Source organism: Pseudarthrobacter sp. BRE9 (assembly GCF_031844305.1).
In the GTDB taxonomy this organism is placed as follows: domain Bacteria; phylum Actinomycetota; class Actinomycetes; order Actinomycetales; family Micrococcaceae; genus Arthrobacter.
The window spans coordinates 55,610-72,967 of sequence record NZ_JAUZUY010000002.1 but is presented as its reverse complement, the minus strand read 5'-3'; the positions used below and the strand labels follow the sequence as shown (position 1 = coordinate 72,967).

Annotated in this window: 10 protein-coding genes; 5 read left to right on the top strand and 5 right to left on the bottom strand. The window is 59.8% G+C overall.

Features of this window, described 5'->3' with window-relative positions; translation table 11 throughout:
• The first annotated feature begins 92 nt into the window (after positions 1–92).
• The 4 genes from Q9R31_RS20125 (at position 93) to Q9R31_RS05220 (ending at position 10,080) form a co-directional block, all read left to right on the top strand.
• Positions 93–1,298 (top strand): PASTA domain-containing protein, encoded by a 1,206-nt coding sequence (locus tag Q9R31_RS20125; protein WP_397428205.1) that lies wholly within the window; start codon positions 93–95, stop codon positions 1,296–1,298.
• A gap of 314 nt (positions 1,299–1,612) precedes the next feature.
• Positions 1,613–2,476, top strand: coding sequence for a G1 family glutamic endopeptidase (locus Q9R31_RS05230; protein ID WP_311261696.1), 864 nt, complete (start codon positions 1,613–1,615; stop codon positions 2,474–2,476).
• Positions 2,477–3,106: 630 nt separating this feature from the next.
• On the top strand, positions 3,107–6,583 hold the full coding sequence (locus Q9R31_RS05225) for an IPT/TIG domain-containing protein (RefSeq protein ID WP_311261695.1): 3,477 nt from the start codon (positions 3,107–3,109) through the stop codon (positions 6,581–6,583).
• A gap of 983 nt (positions 6,584–7,566) precedes the next feature.
• Positions 7,567–10,080: a family 16 glycoside hydrolase gene (locus tag Q9R31_RS05220; protein WP_311261694.1), complete on the top strand. Its 2,514-nt coding sequence runs from the start codon at positions 7,567–7,569 to the stop codon at positions 10,078–10,080.
• 108 nt (positions 10,081–10,188) lie between these two features.
• Here the strand turns inward: Q9R31_RS05220 and Q9R31_RS05215 are convergent, their stop codons facing one another.
• The 3 genes from Q9R31_RS05215 to Q9R31_RS05205 are packed head-to-tail and all read right to left on the bottom strand — an operon-like array spanning position 10,189 to position 12,127.
• A complete protein-coding gene (locus Q9R31_RS05215; protein ID WP_311261693.1) occupies positions 10,189–10,587 on the bottom strand; it encodes a hypothetical protein in 399 nt (132 codons plus the stop codon).
• On the bottom strand, positions 10,587–11,663 hold the full coding sequence (locus tag Q9R31_RS05210; RefSeq protein ID WP_311261692.1) for a hypothetical protein: 1,077 nt from the start codon (positions 11,661–11,663) through the stop codon (positions 10,587–10,589). The genes Q9R31_RS05215 and Q9R31_RS05210 overlap by 1 nt, the downstream gene beginning before the upstream one ends.
• Complete coding sequence (locus Q9R31_RS05205) at positions 11,660–12,127, bottom strand: hypothetical protein (protein ID WP_311261691.1); 468 nt, start codon at positions 12,125–12,127, stop codon at positions 11,660–11,662. The genes Q9R31_RS05210 and Q9R31_RS05205 overlap by 4 nt, the downstream gene beginning before the upstream one ends.
• A gap of 2,243 nt (positions 12,128–14,370) precedes the next feature.
• Between Q9R31_RS05205 and Q9R31_RS05200 the strand changes: the two genes are divergently transcribed.
• A complete protein-coding gene (locus tag Q9R31_RS05200; RefSeq protein ID WP_311261690.1) occupies positions 14,371–15,405 on the top strand; it encodes a DUF4192 domain-containing protein in 1,035 nt (344 codons plus the stop codon).
• Between the two features lie 87 nt (positions 15,406–15,492).
• Here the strand turns inward: Q9R31_RS05200 and Q9R31_RS05195 are convergent, their stop codons facing one another.
• Entirely contained in the window at positions 15,493–16,956 is a 1,464-nt protein-coding gene (locus Q9R31_RS05195) for an MFS transporter (protein ID WP_311261689.1), read from the bottom strand.
• Positions 16,956–17,168 carry a hypothetical protein gene (locus tag Q9R31_RS05190; RefSeq protein WP_311261688.1) on the bottom strand — a complete coding sequence of 71 codons (213 nt, stop codon included), beginning with the start codon at positions 17,166–17,168 and terminating at the stop codon, positions 16,956–16,958. Before Q9R31_RS05190 ends, Q9R31_RS05195 begins: the two co-directional genes overlap by 1 nt.
• Positions 17,169–17,358 lie beyond the last annotated feature (190 nt).

Here is a 17,358-nt window from a genome sequence, read left to right as displayed (position 1 = left end):
AACGCCCTCCCCCGGCTTGCCGATGAGGTCGTGGAGGGCTAAGGGGTATTAGCTATGCGCCGGAATGCTTACGAGTTTGAGTGACAAGAACAATGAAAGAAGTTTTTCCTGATCAGGATCCAGTAGCTGCCGCGGAGGTCACTGGCCCCCGACAACCACGATTCACATGTCCTATTGGATGGCAGCCTTGCGCCTTGCGCCCCGTATTTTGGGGATTCAAGGAGTACGGTCCGAACGAAGGGGCACCTGCTCCTCTGCGGCTGTTTTATCCGACACTTGACGGTGCTGTGGATGGCCCGGTACTACTAAAAGGGTGCGGCCGCTACCCCCTTGTCGTCTTCTTGCACGGCCACTGCCAAGGCGGCGGCAGCGAACACTATAAGAGCTGGGAGTTGCTTGGTGCGGTCCTCGCAAGGTGCGGCTATATTGTTGCAGCTCCTCAAATTCTCGACATAGCATCCGCTCCCACCGCCGACCTGCTGCCATCCGGCATGTTGAACCAGCTTGTGACTTGGCTTCGAAGCGCGTGGGAGCACAAGGACGTACTCCTCCCGGCGCCGTCCACGGCATTCGTCGGACATTCTTACGGAGGGGCGCTGGGCGCGCGGTTCGCCACCACATTTGGCGGCGTCGCAGCACTCGCCTCGCTCCACACCGGCTGGCAGCACGATGCAGGAAATGCAGCACCGCTCCTTGGAGGGCTCACTATACCGAAGCTCTTCATCATGGGCGACAATGACGTCTTTTCAATGATTAGTGAGCCCTTCTGGAACTCAATCCCTTCCCCTAAGCACAAGGCAAATTTCAGGGAAGCCGATCACTGGGACTACCTCCCCCGCTCCCCCCAGAACTGTGGAACCAAATCCTCGTGTCCCGAATACCCCGCTGCTGCCCTAGCTATATTGGCAATGTTCCTAGGGAAATACCTCCCCCCGGAACTGGCTACAGACCTTCCTAGCAGCATCCCAGACAGTCTTCGTCCTCCCACCCCCTTAAATCTCACTACCGATCAAGAGTTTTTCGCCGGCGGCACATGGCTGCAAGAAATTGATCGGATGGAACAGGGATCTGCGTGCCATGTGGCTCTTGACTATGTCACCCCAAATACTCGAGTCGTTCCCTTCGTACGGGATCTACCTCCCGGCCGAGCGGCAGAGCGTATAAGGGCGGAGGACCTGGTGCCTAAATTCACCAACGAGACGGGAGACTTTGTGTTTCGACAACACCCTTTCCCTGGAACACGTGTACAGGTCGGCTCGACTGTGACCATGACTCTCAGGAAAGGACAACCGCTCTAATAGGAGGCAAATGCAGTGCCCGTGCAACGGCGGCAACCCCTGCGCGGGCTGCACACGGAGGACAACCCTTTCGATCGACCTAACTTTTGAGGCGTCTGCATCCCGCAGGGTTTCCCATCCAGGTCCTAGTTCGTAGAAAGGGCACAGAGGTTGAGGAGGACGAACGTGAACAAAAGCACAGCTGGCATTACGCCGGTATTTGGAAGCGGCCGTAGCCCCTTCCCTTACGCGAAACTCAGGGGCACGAGCCGCGCTGACGTCGCCGGTACTCCGTCTCCGAGGCGGGACAGTCACTTACCGGAAAGGGTCTCGGCGTGACCAGCGAGGAAAACTCCAGCCAGAAGAAGCACGACCTCGCCCCACCTCCCGAGGATTTCGACCCGCTGGCCGCACATCCCAAAGACCTGTTCCGGTACGGCCTCCCGCAGCGGCCCGACCCCCAAAAGGAAGCGGGACTTTCAGCGCTTTGGGAGCAGCGGGCACGCCGCTATCGAACCTTCCAGCACCTGCAGGCGGAGTTCAGCCCGACTCCTCACAACAGACCTAGATTGGAACCCGAGGTGTTTCGCCTGCAGCCGCTATTAACCTGTGGCTACTCACTGGACACCGGTGAAAATTGCACGTCCTTGGCAGTCACGTGGACCGTACCAAACCTGCGGTATACACCGTCCCCGCTTGCGACCAACAGGTTCCGCACCTTCGTTAGCCTTGGGTTCCTCGACGTACATGTAGAAATGACTATTGATACGGCGCATAACGTCACGGCAAATGTAACGAGGGTCGGTGCCAACGGCGTCGAGGCGGTCGGGCTCCCAGTTCAACCCGGCGATGTCATCAGCGCCGTAATGTGCCTAGCTCCAAAGCCGCCGGGTGATGCCAGCTACATTCTCGCGAACGAGACTAGTACGCAGACAATAAATTTTCGTTTCGATTCCGGATTTCCGCCCGCCACGAGCGTTAGTGTCGGTATAAGTCGCGATATCGGCGGCAACCCTTCGCTAAATCCTCTGGCGCGTTTTGGCATCGTCTATTTTGACGAGATTGCAGTTTTCACAACAGGGGGGACACCCCTACTAACCGACGGCCAGGCAGTCACAATGCTGGACGTGGACGGTAGTATCCTGGCTAGGCCCGTTCGCCTGAACGGCTCGGCGTTCAAGATTGTGGGTGTCGACTAATCCTTATTGCAGGGGTGCATGGCGCATTTCCCTTGGGCGAATTTTCTTATCATGAGTACCGAAAATCCCTGCTGAGGTCGCAGCAGGGAAGCTTCTGCAAGCTCGATCGAGCTGATATCGAGCATGCGGAGCCGGGCGCCGCTCAGCAGCCCTTACCGACTTTGGTTGGTCTCCCAAATACACCGGCCCACCGGCATCCCTAACATTCCCTGCAACTCCGCCCACTAATGAGAGCACGTGAAATCCTCATTCAAGGATCATCTGGGTAAGGGTAGAGCACACCCAACCTGACGTGAGGTACGTGACGAGGGCGGACTTGGCCTGTGGGCGGATAGTCCAGATCTTTGGACTATTTTCGGGCTACCCACGCGAGTTTCATTCCCCTCCGACTGCCAGGGTGGGATCTTCTGCGAACATCAATAGCCAAGTCAACAAAACGGAAGTTCACACTATTCTGAACGGCTCTTTGTCCATTGCAAGAACGCAAGGGACAGCGTCGACCAGACGGCTGAAACTCAATAACGCGACAGTAACGACACCAGCTGGACACTTGCAGGACGAGCGAGCCAAATGACCCGCTCCTTGAGCTAGGCGGACCGGACATGTGTTCAGGCCTGGAAGTATTCGCGGATGGATGAGGAGGCAGCAATGGTTGTGGGTTTGACGATTGCAGACGGTTTGACCCCGACTAGCGGATGCCGCTATAACCCGATCGATGACAGGTTCTATGTCGCGGAAATCTCGGGCCGAGTCTCGAGCCTCGGTTTGGACCGCTCAGTGCAGGCACTGACCCGCGACCTGCGGGGCGCCGTCGATCTTGCTATCACCAGCGATGGTCTCACCGCGTTCGTCGCCATCCGGGACGGCCGCCTTTACCTGCTCAATCTGTCATCGCCAAATTCGGCGCCCCAGCTCGTCTCTAAAGATCTCGGTGGGGTCGCACAGATCGCCTGGATTCAGGCGCGGACTGCCGTATGGGCAGTGCAGACGGGACCGGAGGGAAGCCTCATCGAAATCGCACCCGCGACCGGCGATGTCTCGCGTCTTTCGGGTGCGCTCCATAACGGAGTGGGCCTTGCCGCGCGTGCTGACGGCTCGCTTGCCTTCGTCACGTGTCCCAACGAGATCCTCGCGGTCGATGTTTCGGGCGGATCGATCTCGTCGTTTACAGGCTCGTTCGAGAGCCCGGGCCGCCTCACCTGGACGGACGACAGCGAAATGACGCTGCTGCACGCGGAACCCGGAACAGGTGGCAGAGTGGAGCAGATCGACTCGGCCGGTGTGACGACGGTGCTGTTCGACGCAGGGGATGTGCAGCCGGCAAGCATTGGAATGGTGCGGGATCAGGTGGTAATCAGCGGCCTGCGGGAGGTCATCGTCTACGATCTCTCCCCCGTGCCGCCAGGACCGGTTGTCACAGACTTCTCGCCTCTGCTCGGCCACGGTGGCGACGTGTTGGTACTTTCGGGCAGTGGGTTCGGGGACTGGGCGATGCCGGTTAACGTTGCGGTGGGGGGTACGCCAGCGACGGTCCTGGAGCACTCGGACCACCGGCTGCGTGTGCTTACGCACCCCGATACGCGGGACGGCTCTGTCATCGTTGAGGTCGGGCCCGATGTGGTCGATGCGGGTAAGTTCACCTTGAACGAGAGCCCGGGGTACTTCGACGACGGGCCGCCGCTCGTGCTGGCAGACATTGCCCCCGCCCCCGCGCTTGGCGAGCAGGGTCTGCCGAAGTCAGGCGGCGCGGTCTTCGTCGCGCTGGTGACCCCGGCCGATCTGTCGTCGCCGCCGACGGGCACGCGCACAACGATCGACGACCGTTGGAACGGTCCCGGAGGTTCGGTCTCCACGTACTACGAGCAGGCGAGCTACTCGAAGAGCGCGGTCAGCGGTGCGGTGACCGCGGGATGGAAGACGCTCAGCGGCAATCTGCTGGACTACCACTGGACGTCAGAGCTGAAGCAAAAGGTCGATGCCAACGGCAACCCGATCTACGACACGAACGGCCACGCAGAGTTCGAGACGGACGCCTCTGGAAATCCTGTGACCCAAACCAACCCCGACGGCACCGTCAAGATGTACAACAATTTTTGGAACAACCCGCGGCTGGTCGCTGAGGCAGTCCAGCTCTATAAGACCGAGATCGCCGCGGCGCAGCCTGACATGATCGCCGTGACGTGCTACACCGGCGGAAAGTTCACGCGTGGGTGGGGAAACATGAGCGCCAAGACATTCGCCTTCTCCGCGGCGGGGCTAAGCATCAACGAGACGCTCAGCAAGGACACCCCGTATATGACGATTAACGAGGACGCCGACTGGGGTCGTCTCGCGCACGAGACCGGGCACAACATCATCGACCCGAAGTTCGTGGCGGGAGCACACCTCGGCGAGGACATCTACGGGTCCGACCTTATCGACCCGGCAGAGGCGACCGCTGCGGCTTTCGACATCATGGGCTCCCATGACGCATTTCACCCACTGTTCAGCGGCTCCAATATGGAGAACCTGGGCTGGTTCACCGACGCGCACGCGGCAAAACCCAACGACGAGAACCTGGGAGGGCAGACAAACATCGGGCGGGTCAAGTGGGACCGTAATCCCCGTGTCCTGGAGGTCGAGTTGCAAGCACACGGCACGACCGAAAACACGGTTCAGGGTCGGTATCACGTACTGAAGATCATCGTCACACCTTCCTTGGCCTACTACGTCGAGGTACGGCAGCGCCCGGGCACAACCGGTCTGGTCTTCGACCCGAATCTGCCTCTCGGCAGCGGGGCGAACCCGAACCAGGGCGGAGTTATCGTTACACGCGTGCTGCTCGATTCGGTCAATAACAATCAGCAGACCCGCTTCATCACCCTTGCCCATGCCCCGAACGTATTGCGCACCGGCGGCGTCGGCGTTGATCCGCTGCGTGACCTCAAGATCACCGTTGTGAACGACAACGTCCAGGCATGGCCCCTGATCTGCAGGGTGAAGATCGAGTGGGCACAAAACATCCCGAACGATCCCAACGGCAAGTTCGACTTACGCATCCAGCCGTGGGACGACAGCTATCAGACACCGGACGTCTGGATCGACCGTAAACAGGACGGCGTGTACGACCAGCCCTTAGACGCTGAGGGCCGACCGCAGGGAAGCGGGGACAAACCGCTCGTCAAGGCCAAGAACGACTTCTATTGCCGAATCCACAACGACGGGACAGATGCAGCAGCCAACGTCCTAGTCACTTTTTACTCAGTAACACCCCCAGGTGTGGGCGACAACGGCAGCTGGACGCCAATCAAAACAGCCACCGTGAACTCCATCGCGAGCGGCTCCTTCTTTGACGCAACGACGGTGTGGGTGCCCCAGATCGGTGAGCACACCTGCCTCAAAGTCGCGGCAACACATCAGCTGGGAGAGATAACTGGCGGCAATAACCAAGCACAGGAGAACATCTCGGAGTTCGACCTGTCGGCCGGGAGCCCGGTGCATCCGCTTACCTTTCCGGTCGCGGTTCGCAACCCGTCCGCCAATCGCCAGCGCATCCACTTGCGCACCCGGGTCACGGGGCGTTCCAAGGGTTACCTGGCGCAGATCCCACACCAGTGGGTCTGGGTCGACGGACACGACGAGCGAGTCATCGAAGTCATTGTCGCGGCACCCAACGACGTCGGGCGGTACGTCGAGCAGCCCGCGATTGATGTGCAAATCGACGGATTCCTCGAACGACGCTACACCGAGACCGCAGATGGGATCGAGCCAGGCGAATTCCTCTCACCCATAGGCGGGCTTACCGCCCGATGCAAGGCCAAGTTCACCGGCAGCGTGCGCATCTGGGCGGAATCCGGTGAAGGTTCAGTTGCCGTGGGCGGGGACGTCAGCCCCGGAGGCTCCGGAACTCCCGTGCTCATCGTCATCACGGGAGGACCCGAGGGCGATGTAGTAGTGGACGAGACCGTGACGGGGCCGTCTGGGGCATTTGATACAAAATTCGATCTGCGCGCGGTAATCGACCGCAACCCCGAGCTGGACGGCCGGGCAATCGACGTTGTCGCCGTGGTAGACCGCGCCGAATTCGTCGCGGGCTTACGCTCGAACTCGCTACGTATTCGGCCCTGAGCAGCTAAGGAGAGGACCAGACAATAGGGTTCCCACCGGGTTCGAGACCCATAATTTTTCCCTGGAAGAAGTGTCCCAATTCCCGAGCGGGAAAGAGCCGAATTCAGAGTCACCGCACGAGGCTCTGACACACGCTTTCCACACACGAAATCGATCAGCCGCTGCTCATCATATTTGAAGGATCTCAAATGATTGTTGTCCGCCTGTTAAGCGCCGTGAAGAAGCAAGCGACTGGAACTCCAGGTTCGAGCGCCGTTCAACGTGGATTCGACGTTACAGTACAGACCCTACCGAACCTTCGGGCCTACCGAGTCGTAGTCGTGTGGACACCGGATCGATGGCAATCAGTTCAGCGCACGGTGTGCAGTCTGAGCGATATCCAAAATGACTCTGACGTCTGGACCGGCAGCATAAGCTACTTCACGACGCCCCCGATCACTCTGCACTATGCCCTGGCTGCAGCAAGTCCTGACGGTATTTCTTGGGACAACAACTCTGGATGGAATTACATGATCTAAATCTGGACCTGCGTTTGGTCAGACCGGATGCATATTGTGGACACGGGGACTGGTATCCCTTCCAGGTATAGGGTGTCAATCCTTCCCGACTCAGCCCGCCCATGCAGGAGAAAAGTCGCTGGTGTGCACTAGCGGGGGTCTAATCCTGCCGACGACCTACCTATTGGCCGCAAGGAACCGAGTAATTCACGATGGCCAATGTGGCTCAAACTGGCTCCGGTCCATTTGGCATCAAAGGTGGGCCGAAGCTTTGATAGCGCTTCCAACCGCCACCCAATTTCGGAACGGAGCCATCGAATATTCGATCTAGACGGGGCAACTGCTTGGACTTCTTGAGATGAGCCCCGGTTCCGACAACGGCGGACAGGTCGCAACCAGGTTTGTCTGACGGGGTAACGCACCAGTAACGCGCTCTTGTTCATGCTGTTCTAGCGACGTCCTATAACTCGTGTGAGGAGAACCGCTGTGCCTACATCGCCGATTCCTACGCCCGACACCTTATTTAGCCGCGATGTTCTCGGCCGATATGTCTGCAACACCTTTGACGAAGCGAAGGCAGCCCAAGATGAGGCTTTGAACGCGGATGCTCGACCATTTGACGTTATTGTCGTTGGAGGCGGCAGCTTTGCTGGCACCTTCGCTCAGCACCTTTTGACAGTAGACACTGGTCGTCGGCACCGTGTCCTGGTTCTGGAAGCGGGACCGATGCTTATAGGTGAACACGTTCAGAACCTGCCCATGATCGGCCTCGGGGATCCCGGACCCGGTGGGGCCACCACGCTCGACGCTTTACAGGCGGCCGGAAAGGCTGACAAACCTCGATTCGAAGTGTGGGGTCTGTCTTGGCGGTCCAACGTTGCTTTCCCCGGATTGGCATACTGCGTTGGAGGCAGGTCATTGTATTGGGGTGGGTGGTCCCCGCGGCCGCTGCCGGAGGAACTAACGGGCTGGCCGCAGGCCGTCGTAACAAACCTTTCATCACCCGATGGATTTGATGCCGCGGCGCGGCAGTTAGGCAGTGACTCCACCAACGACTTCATCTATGGTCCGTTACAGAACGCCCTGCGGCGGGTCCTCACCGACGCCAACGGCGGCATCACTCATGCCATTCCGCCTGCTACGTTGCCGGATCATCCTGCTGTTGCCGCACTCGGGCAGGCCCCTTCTGCTGATGACATTGCTCGAGTACTCGGCCTGGAAAACGCAGGCGGACGCACTGCTAAGCAGCTTCAAAATGAGGCGAAACTAGAGGCTCCACTTGCTGTTCAGGCAACGGCTCGTGCTGGCTTCTTTCCCGGTAATAAGTTCAGCTCCGGGCCTCTAATTGTCAAAGCTTCCCGTACAGCCTGGGGCGAGTGGCAGCGTGAAGATAACCTGCGACGCCGTCTGATGCTTATTCCGAACTGCCATGTCCAGCAGCTGGTTCATGACGGATCACAAGTAACGGAGGTACGTACGAACCTAGGCAATGTTCCTGTGAAACAGGGCGCCGTTGTTGTTATTGCCGCAGGAACCATTGAGAGCACTAGGCTTGCCAGGAATTCCTTCCAAGGACTACCCCAGACCGGTGCGATAGGAACCGGGCTGACCGCGCACCTGCGATCAAACTTAACGATCCGCATCCCGCGCACGTCCTTGCCCACCAATCCACCCGTCGCCGAACTCTCTGAAGCTGCGTTGTTCCTGAAAGGCCTTCACACCAACCAGACGGACCGTTACTTCCACCTGCAAATTACAGCCGCTGGCCTGGGCCCGCAGGGCAACTCTAGTGAGGCTGAACTCTGGCAGAAGATCCCGGACATCGACACCCTAGACCGCTTCAAAACAGCCAGCGACTCTCACGTCGTCATTACCATCAGAGGCATTGGAGAGATGGACACCGACAACGCCGCCAGCTTCGTCGGGCAAGATATGGGAGATCCTGACTATGGGACCCCTAGAGCCCTTGTCGGTATAATGGCCTCCGCTCGGGATCAAAAACTGTGGACGGCCATGGACGAATGCAGTGATGACGTAGCACTAGCTTTTGCAGGTGGCAACGATTATGAGGTGCTAGCGGCTGGCCGCTGGCAAACCGTCTCGGCCAATGCTGCTCCCTCGACAGTGCAGCCGCATGCGTCCCGCCATGATGGGCTGGGCACCACTCACCATGAAGCCTCCACTTTGCGCATGGGAGCAGATCCAAACACTTCCGCAGTGAACAGCGATGGGCGCTTGCATGCTATCTCCAACACCTACGTCTTAGGTCCGGCTGTCTTTCCGCGGCTGGGCAGCCCCAACCCAATGCTCACGGGGGTAGCACTTTCCAGACGTCTGGCAGAACACCTGGCACCGAAGCCTGGTCCCCAGCCAGACAATCAGCAGGGAGAAGCACTACCCTATGTGGCAGAAGCCGGCTACCAAACATTGTTTGATGGATTGGATAACAGCAAGTGGCGCTTCGCGGGGAGTGGAGCTTTCCCACTGGTGGACGGGGCTTTAGTGAGCGAACCCGGCGACGACCTCGGATTGTCTTGGTGCACAACGCCAACCCCAGCAAACTACCGCCTTCGTCTTCAATTTCGTCTGTCCCGACATGACGACAATGTAGGTGTTTTCGTGCGATTCCCAAACCTAGACAGCAAGGGCTACAACAATCCAGCCTGGGTGCCCGTCCACTTCGGATACGAGATTCAGATTGATGACTTGGCCAGACCCGATGGAGCCGACAACCACCGGACTGGATCCCTCTACGGCATAGCCAATTCAAACTACAACCAAGTAGCCTGCCAGCCGCCCGGTCAGTGGAATGATCTGGAAATTGACGTCATGAACCACACGTACACCGTTCGACTTAACGGGGTTCAGAGCACGCAGGTTACGAGCAACATCGCGGGTAGAGGTGTCGCGAGTAGCGCGGCGGTTCCAAGCTTCATTGGCCTGCAGTCGCACGGGGGGCGTGTCGCCTTCCGCCACATGAGGATCCGACCTCTACCCTGACAAGAATTGGGTGCCTTGCCGACGGGCATTTGAAGCAGGGCTGGCAGCGCCCTACTTCGAAGGCACCAAGTGGGTTCATCGCACTTGAGGGTGTAGGTGGGCTGAGCGTCAGCCGTAGTCGAGAATTGTGAAGTCGAACGGGTTGGGTGCCGGGATCGGGTTCGTCTCGGGGTCAAGGCAGCTGCACAGCAGCCGCAGGTTCGTGAGTGGTCCGCCGCGTCCTGGCGGCCGCGACGCCCCGTCGATCTGCACGAGCAGTCCGGCTCCCGGCTCGAATCGGCTGATCGCGCGCGTGTCACCTTCGAGCCACGCCGGCCCGTCGAACGGGAAGAACTCGGTCCGCAGCCGCCACTGGGCGCCGGCGACCGAGACATCCAAAGCTTCGCCGTAGGCGATGTCGTACCCGCCGTCGGCGTTGTCGGAGCCCTCGATTACCATCTGCTGCGCGAAGTGCGAGTTCGCGTTCAGCAGCACGATGCGCCACGGTCCGTAGAACGTCTCGGCCATCACAACTCCAGACCGGTGCCTCGAGTGAAGTCGCTGCTGAAGCGGTTGTGGTTCCCCGACGCAGTGACGACATCCAATGCCTGACGCCAAGTCCCGAGGTCGCCGTTCAATGGATCGGAGGCATCACCGAAAAGACGCTGGACGTCGGCGGCCGTGGCATCGTTGCGCTGCCCCCAGTGCAGGATGCCGCCGATATTCGGATTGAGCGCAAGACGGACCGCGTAGTCGACCATCTCCTGCCCGCCGGAAACATCCTTCAGGCACGCCACCTCGACCGCGCACGTCAGGTCGTGCCGCTGCATCCCGATCTTCGCCTCGGTCGACCCCATGAACCGCAGCGAGGCGTAGCCGACGCAGGCCTTGCCTTGGAACTCCTGCATGATCTCGTAGGCGATCAGCGCGTCGACGAACGTGAGCAGGCGGTGGTCGACGGCGTTAAAGAACACCTCGACACGACCCGACGACGACCGACCGACGGAGTCGACGTTCACCTCGCAGCTAATGTTGCAGTAGTCCTTCTGATCGAGCACGGCGTAGTTGATCGCCTCGTAGTCGCGATCGCCCTGCTGGCCGCGGAAGCCGAGCAGGACGATCAGCTGCCACGCGAACAGGCCCGCTGCGCGCTTCAGCGGATCCGGCTCGTTCGGATCGAGCAGCTCGTTCTTGATCTTCTCCATGTGCTCGCCGAAGCGGTCGTCGGCGTCGAACGCCTCGAGCAGGCCCTTCAAGATCAGCAAGACCACCAGGAGCGCCGGGATGAGCGCCAGCAGACCCGCACCGCCGAGCGCGACCACACCCGCGATGCCGGCGCCGACGACCGCGCCGTTGGACTCTACGATCTCCTCGATCTCGGTGATGGCGGCCTCGATGACCCCCGCGAGGAAGCTGCCGTTCGAGCAAGCTAGTGCGATCGGGTCGGTGTCGCCCTCGGCTTTCAGTGGGTTGTCGGGGTCGTGCCGATAGCTGTGCGCGCGGCCGGCGTTCGAGAACCGCGGGCCCTGGATACGAGAGTCGAAGAGCGTGAGGATGTCACCGACACGCTCCGCGCGCCCGGGCGGAGCATCCTGCAGCTTCATCGCCCACTGCTTCGTGACGCCGGCGGCGAGGTTTTGTTTAAAATTGGCGTGCGGCGTAAGGGAGACTGCGATCTGCAGGAAGCGCTGCTCGCCGCGACTTCGGTCGAGGGAATGTACCCGCCCTTCACGACCGCGGTGTCGCGGTATAGCGGGCTCCGGCGGTCAAGGATCTGATGCTTGAAGTCCTGCCAGACATGCAGCCGCCGGCGCTCGTACCGCGCATACTGCGGCACCACGTGCAGCACGACTGAGTAGATGATGCCGAACCGTCCAACCGAGACGACAGCGGCATTGAACATCGCGTTGTCGGGTTCGCGGATGATCTCGAAGTTCTCGCGACCCGCGACCGGGTCATACAGCGTCCGCAGCAGGTCATCGTCCGTCAGCTGCGGCCAGTAGCGCTCATCGACCTTCTCGATCCAATAGTGCTTCCCGCCGTCCGCGACGAGGTGGATGGCGAGCACCGAGTCAGTGATCGGCCCGACCGTGAAGCTGTCGGCCAGCTACATCACCTTGTCCACGTCGGGGCTGCCCCCGCCCCGGCGCATCGCACAAAAGATCCGGTTGGGGCTTTCCGGCCATGATCAGCGTCGACCGAATTTCGAGTGAGTTCAATGATCATGCTTCGGCGGCCACCAATTCTCATGCAACAGCCGTTTCCTCTCCTTCGACCACAACCGGTTCGAACCAACGGGCTCCAAGCAACCTTGCCCACGACCCAAGGTAGAGCGCACAGCTCCATGTGCTCCCCCCTTTTCTGCCACGCTCTATCACCGCATCAGCGCCTTACACCTCTGGCGGGGCCAAATCGCCATCGAAAGTACACGGCGAAGTGGGTCTGGTTACTAGGTGGCTGCCCCGCGGGCATCTGCCGTCCAGCCGTATTCAAGGTGCCAGGGATCAGGTCCCCCCCGGTAGCCATGGTGCCCCCTCCCCAACAATTTGGAACGACCAGATGCCCACGCAGCTGGCTATTGTCATTCTGAACCTCATAGTCGCTGGGCGGCTCTCCTGCGCTACAAGGTCGCGCATCCGCCTCGGGCTGCGCGATTCCCTTTCATCCCCGGTCACAAGAAGGACTTGCATAAAGCAGATGTAAGTGTGGACAGTGTCAACACTCCCTTTGGCAGGACAAACACGGCAGTTACGTCTTCCGCGACGTGTAAAAGGAGGCCTCCACGAAGCATCTCTCACCAGCTTCTGAAACGTCATGTTGTGCCCGCCACCCCGGACCATGAATAGTTGTTGGCCACACCCGACCAACCCGACATAACCGGAACGAGGAACCGTATGATCACAGCCCGCAGCAGGCGGAAGGCCCACTAGCCAGGGACTTGGACCCGCCACCCCACACACCTGAATAGGCTCCGCGGCAGCCAAGCCACAGCCCGCACATCTAGCGTCAGAGGGACGCCACCACAAGCCATGTCAACACGTTAAAGCAAAAACCCCTCTGACGAGGGGATATGCTGTGCCCAAGGTGGGACTCGAACTGACTTCCGGGCCTTGCCAGCGCTAGGAACTCCCGGAAACGTGCGGAATTGGAAGCAGTCCGAGGGCAGTAGTACCCGATCCGAAGCCAAGACTGTGGACAATGTCCACACCCTCATTTGCCCCTGAAATGGGTCCCACAGGCCAAGCCGGTATGCCTAGTCGGGTTAAGTGGCTGGTGCTACAACGTCCTCCAGCATTGACCTGTCGAAAAAGCGGATCTCGCCCGTTGCCTCGAAGAACACAGGAACTACCGATGTGCTCAGGTCTTTGGACGTTTCATAGATTTCAGCCGCACCCCCGTGCTTCCTCGCAATCGTTCCAACCAGCTCGGTACCGCGAACCCGAACACTTCGATATTTGTAGCTCATCCTGACCCCTTCGTCGGCTACGGCACACGCTACCTCTTCGGAGTGCCTCTCAGGGGGAGTTCGCTCCTATGGCGCCAAAACCAGAGGTAGCGGCCGGCTTCGGATCACTCTCCATCAACGCAGCGGAAGCAGGGAACTGCACTCGATTCCTCACAAACACTGGGAATCCGCGAAAGCGTCATCCGAGCCGATACGAGACCAGCAGGAGCCAAACCAAGGCTAAAAGCGTCGACACCAACGCACTTTCCGACGCAGGGGCCCTGCCGTCGTGGCGCTGAGCCGTGAACGGTCATCACCGCAATCGAAACCGCCGCGCAAACCAAAACACTGAATTCTGTCGCTGTCGCAGCAGAAATATCATTCTCAAGGAACGGCCCCAGTCACCGCGGGCACCGCCACCCCCCAGCCAATAGGGATGAAACAGCCCTCGGGCTGAAACACGTCCGAACTCTGCGGCCGGCAGGGAGCGACCTGGCATGGGCGGGAATAACGAAAGAGGCGCCCTGCAAAACGGAATCGTTGCTGATGCCGAAGTCATGCCGCTTCGTTCCTTCACTCCGATAGAGAAGTGGAAGTTCTATCGCTGCTTGTCATTCTGATATGCCCCCATGATCGCTGGGCGGGCCCTCCGCGCAACCAGGGCGCTACCGCGCCGACCCCGGAACCGAAACTTCACCATTGAAAGACCGGAGCATTGGCTCGAGATGAAGTTTTCGTCCCGGCGCCGGTCCCCCAAGTTGCACTCCGGCCCCTCAACCCAGCGGGTGGTCCCCTACCAGAACGACACCCACAACCAACAACCGCAAAAAAACAGCACCACAAAGGGTGAAGGGAACCAAAGGATCATGGAAAAGCTCACGATCACAACACCATCAGATGTCCTCAGCTTCATCGGCCACACCCTGGGCTTCTGGCCCCACGAAAGCCTGGTCTGCATCACCCTCAACGAGAACAGCATCGGCGCGACCCTGCGCATCGACCTCCCACGCCAACCCGGCCACGAACTCCCCTACGCACGCACCGTCGCCCACTACCTCACGGCCGACACCACCGCCACATCCATCCTCTTCGCCATCTATACCAGCGAAACCCCCCAGCACGGACAGGCCAGACCACATGCCGGCACCATCGCCGCGCTCACCGGAGTCCTCGCCGAACAGGGCATCACCATAAGGGACGGACTCTTCGTCGGCGACGAAACCTTCTCCCCCTACGACGGCGAACCCGGCACCAGCCTCGCCCTGCCCGTCAACTCAACCCAGACCAGCGCCATCAACGCCGAATTCATCTACCGCGGCAGCTACATCGAACCCACCGACCAAATCACCCTCCCCACCACCGGCCGGGAAGCAGCCAAAGCGGCCGCCGTCGAACACCACATACAAGCCATCGCCACCCAACCAACCAACACCGCGCTCCAGCAAGGGCGGAAACTCTGGGCGGACATGCTTGAAGCCAAGACCTTCCCGAGCGAGGATGACTGCCATGCCCTGATCGCGAACCTGCAGTTCCCGGCGATCCGCGACCGGCTCATCGCAGACATCCCAGGAGTCGACGAACCCATGGAACATATCCTGTTCGCCCAAACCGAAGCCGCCCCGAAATGGTCACGCATCGAATGGGCACAACAACTGCTTCTCCACGCCTACACCCGCACCAGCGCCGAACACGCAGCCCCGGTCCTCACAACAATTGGCTACATCAATTGGTGGGAAGGCCGAGGCAGCAAAGCACACCAATTCCTCCAACTCGCCCTCGACACCGACCCCGCCTACCGACTCGCCCGACTCAGCGACCAAATGATCGGCTCAGGCCTCGTAGCCGGCTGGAACATGAACAAAGACACCGCCTACAAAACACTGCCCTCCAACCTCCCATAAGGCAGGGTTTGTCGGAATTGAGAAGGAGGCCGGAACATTGGCGACGGTCCAATTCGGGGAGTTCACAGATTTATAGAGCCAAGGATTCTAACCATGTGCGGAGGCCGCACCGGCCTCGGTAGGTGCCTCGAGGCCGGTGCTCTTGGCGCCGCCGACCGCGGGCATCGCGATAACGGCGACAACGGTGAGTATGGCACTGACCAGCACGGCCACGAAGACAGCAGTAGTCGCATACACAATCGTCTGGGGGTCAGAATCGCCGCCTGGGACGCCAGCATATATCGAGTTAGCTACTGCCCCGAAAACGGCGACGCCGATGGAGCTTCCAATCGAACGGGCGAAGAGATTAGTGCCTGTGACTACGCCGCGCTCATTCCATTCGACGCTTGACTGGGCGGCAATGAGGATCGGGGTCGCTACCAGCCCCAGTCCCAATCCGACGACGAAACAACACGCCGCCACAACCGGAACGCTGGGGGAAGAGGCCGTGAGCGTAAGGACCGAAGTACCGATGACAGCAACCATGACACCAATCAGTGCCGTCCTCCGATAGCCAATCCGGAAATAAAACCGGCCAGCCTGTGAAGCACTGATCGGCCAGCCGATCGTCAATGATGCCAGGGCGAGCCCGGCCAGAACCGGGGAGGTCGAGAGGGACCCCAGAAGGAACGTAGGCACGTAGGAAGTTAGGCCGAACATGATTGCACCAATGCCGAAAGAGATCGTTGACGTCGTGGCCAGCAGACGCCGGGACACTACCCACGACGGCAGCACCGGCTCCGCTGCCCTCCTCTCGACGAGAATGAACACCGCGAACAGGAGTGCGCCCGCTCCAAACACGGAGATGCTGGTGACGGAGTTCCAGGCCCATGCCAGCCCGCCCTCGAGAGCCCCGAGGATCAGCAGGCTAAGGGAAACAGTCAGCAGTAGCGCCCCCAAATAGTCCACCCGGTGCTTTGTGCGGTCGATACGTTCGTGAAACGCTCGGATCAGCATCCACCCGGCCAAGAGGCAGAGTGGGATGTTCAGAAGGAAAATCCCACGCCAGACGCCGAGCGACGCGAACAAGCCGCCTAATGTTGGGCCAGTGACTGAGGAAAGTGCCCACACGCTGGCAAGGTAGCCTTGCACCTTAGCCCGTTCAGTCGCCGTGTAGATGTCGCCGACGATGGTCATCGCCATCGGCAGGACTGCTCCCGCGCCCAGGCCTTGCAGCACGCGGAACGCAATGAGGGCTGGCATGCTCCACGCCACTCCGCAGAGGATCGAACCGAGGAGGAAAAGACCTATACCGCTAAGGATGATCGGCTTACGCCCTACGACGTCCGAGAGCTTCGCATACACGGGCACGGAGACAGCCTGTGCCAATAGATAGGCCGAGAAAAGCCAGGGAAAGGAAGAGAAACCGCCAACGTCATGCACGATCGAGGGTACAGCCGTCGCAACAATCGTCGAATCAACCGCCACCAGGCCTGACGAGACCATCAGGGCAATAAGAATGGGGCCCCGCCGGGACCGAAATCCGACTCCGTCGGCAGTCGCTGTCGTCACTACCAGCTCATTTTCTCCATGGTTGTGCCGTACGGTACTTTTTCACTCAGGCTGACGGTAAAGGTCTCTGGACTGCTGCGCGTCACCAGCATGCCCTGCTTCCGCAGTTTCGCATTTTTTAGCAGTTTGCCAACGGCATTATCGAGCCGACGCTCCAATTCGGAGCGTCGCTGGATTGTCAATGTAATGGAATATTCGGAACTGTAATCCATTGCCGTCGAAATACCTTCCAAAAGTGATGTTGCCCTTCAAACCGAGCATGGCGGGTTATGGCAGAACGGGCGAAAGTGGAGCACTGGCTCATGGTCGATCCCACAACAGAGCCCGGCCATGGTGGCAGTGCGATAGTTGTTCCGCTAAGCCTTTGTTCTCATACAAGGCTAAAAGCGACCCGCCCGGTCC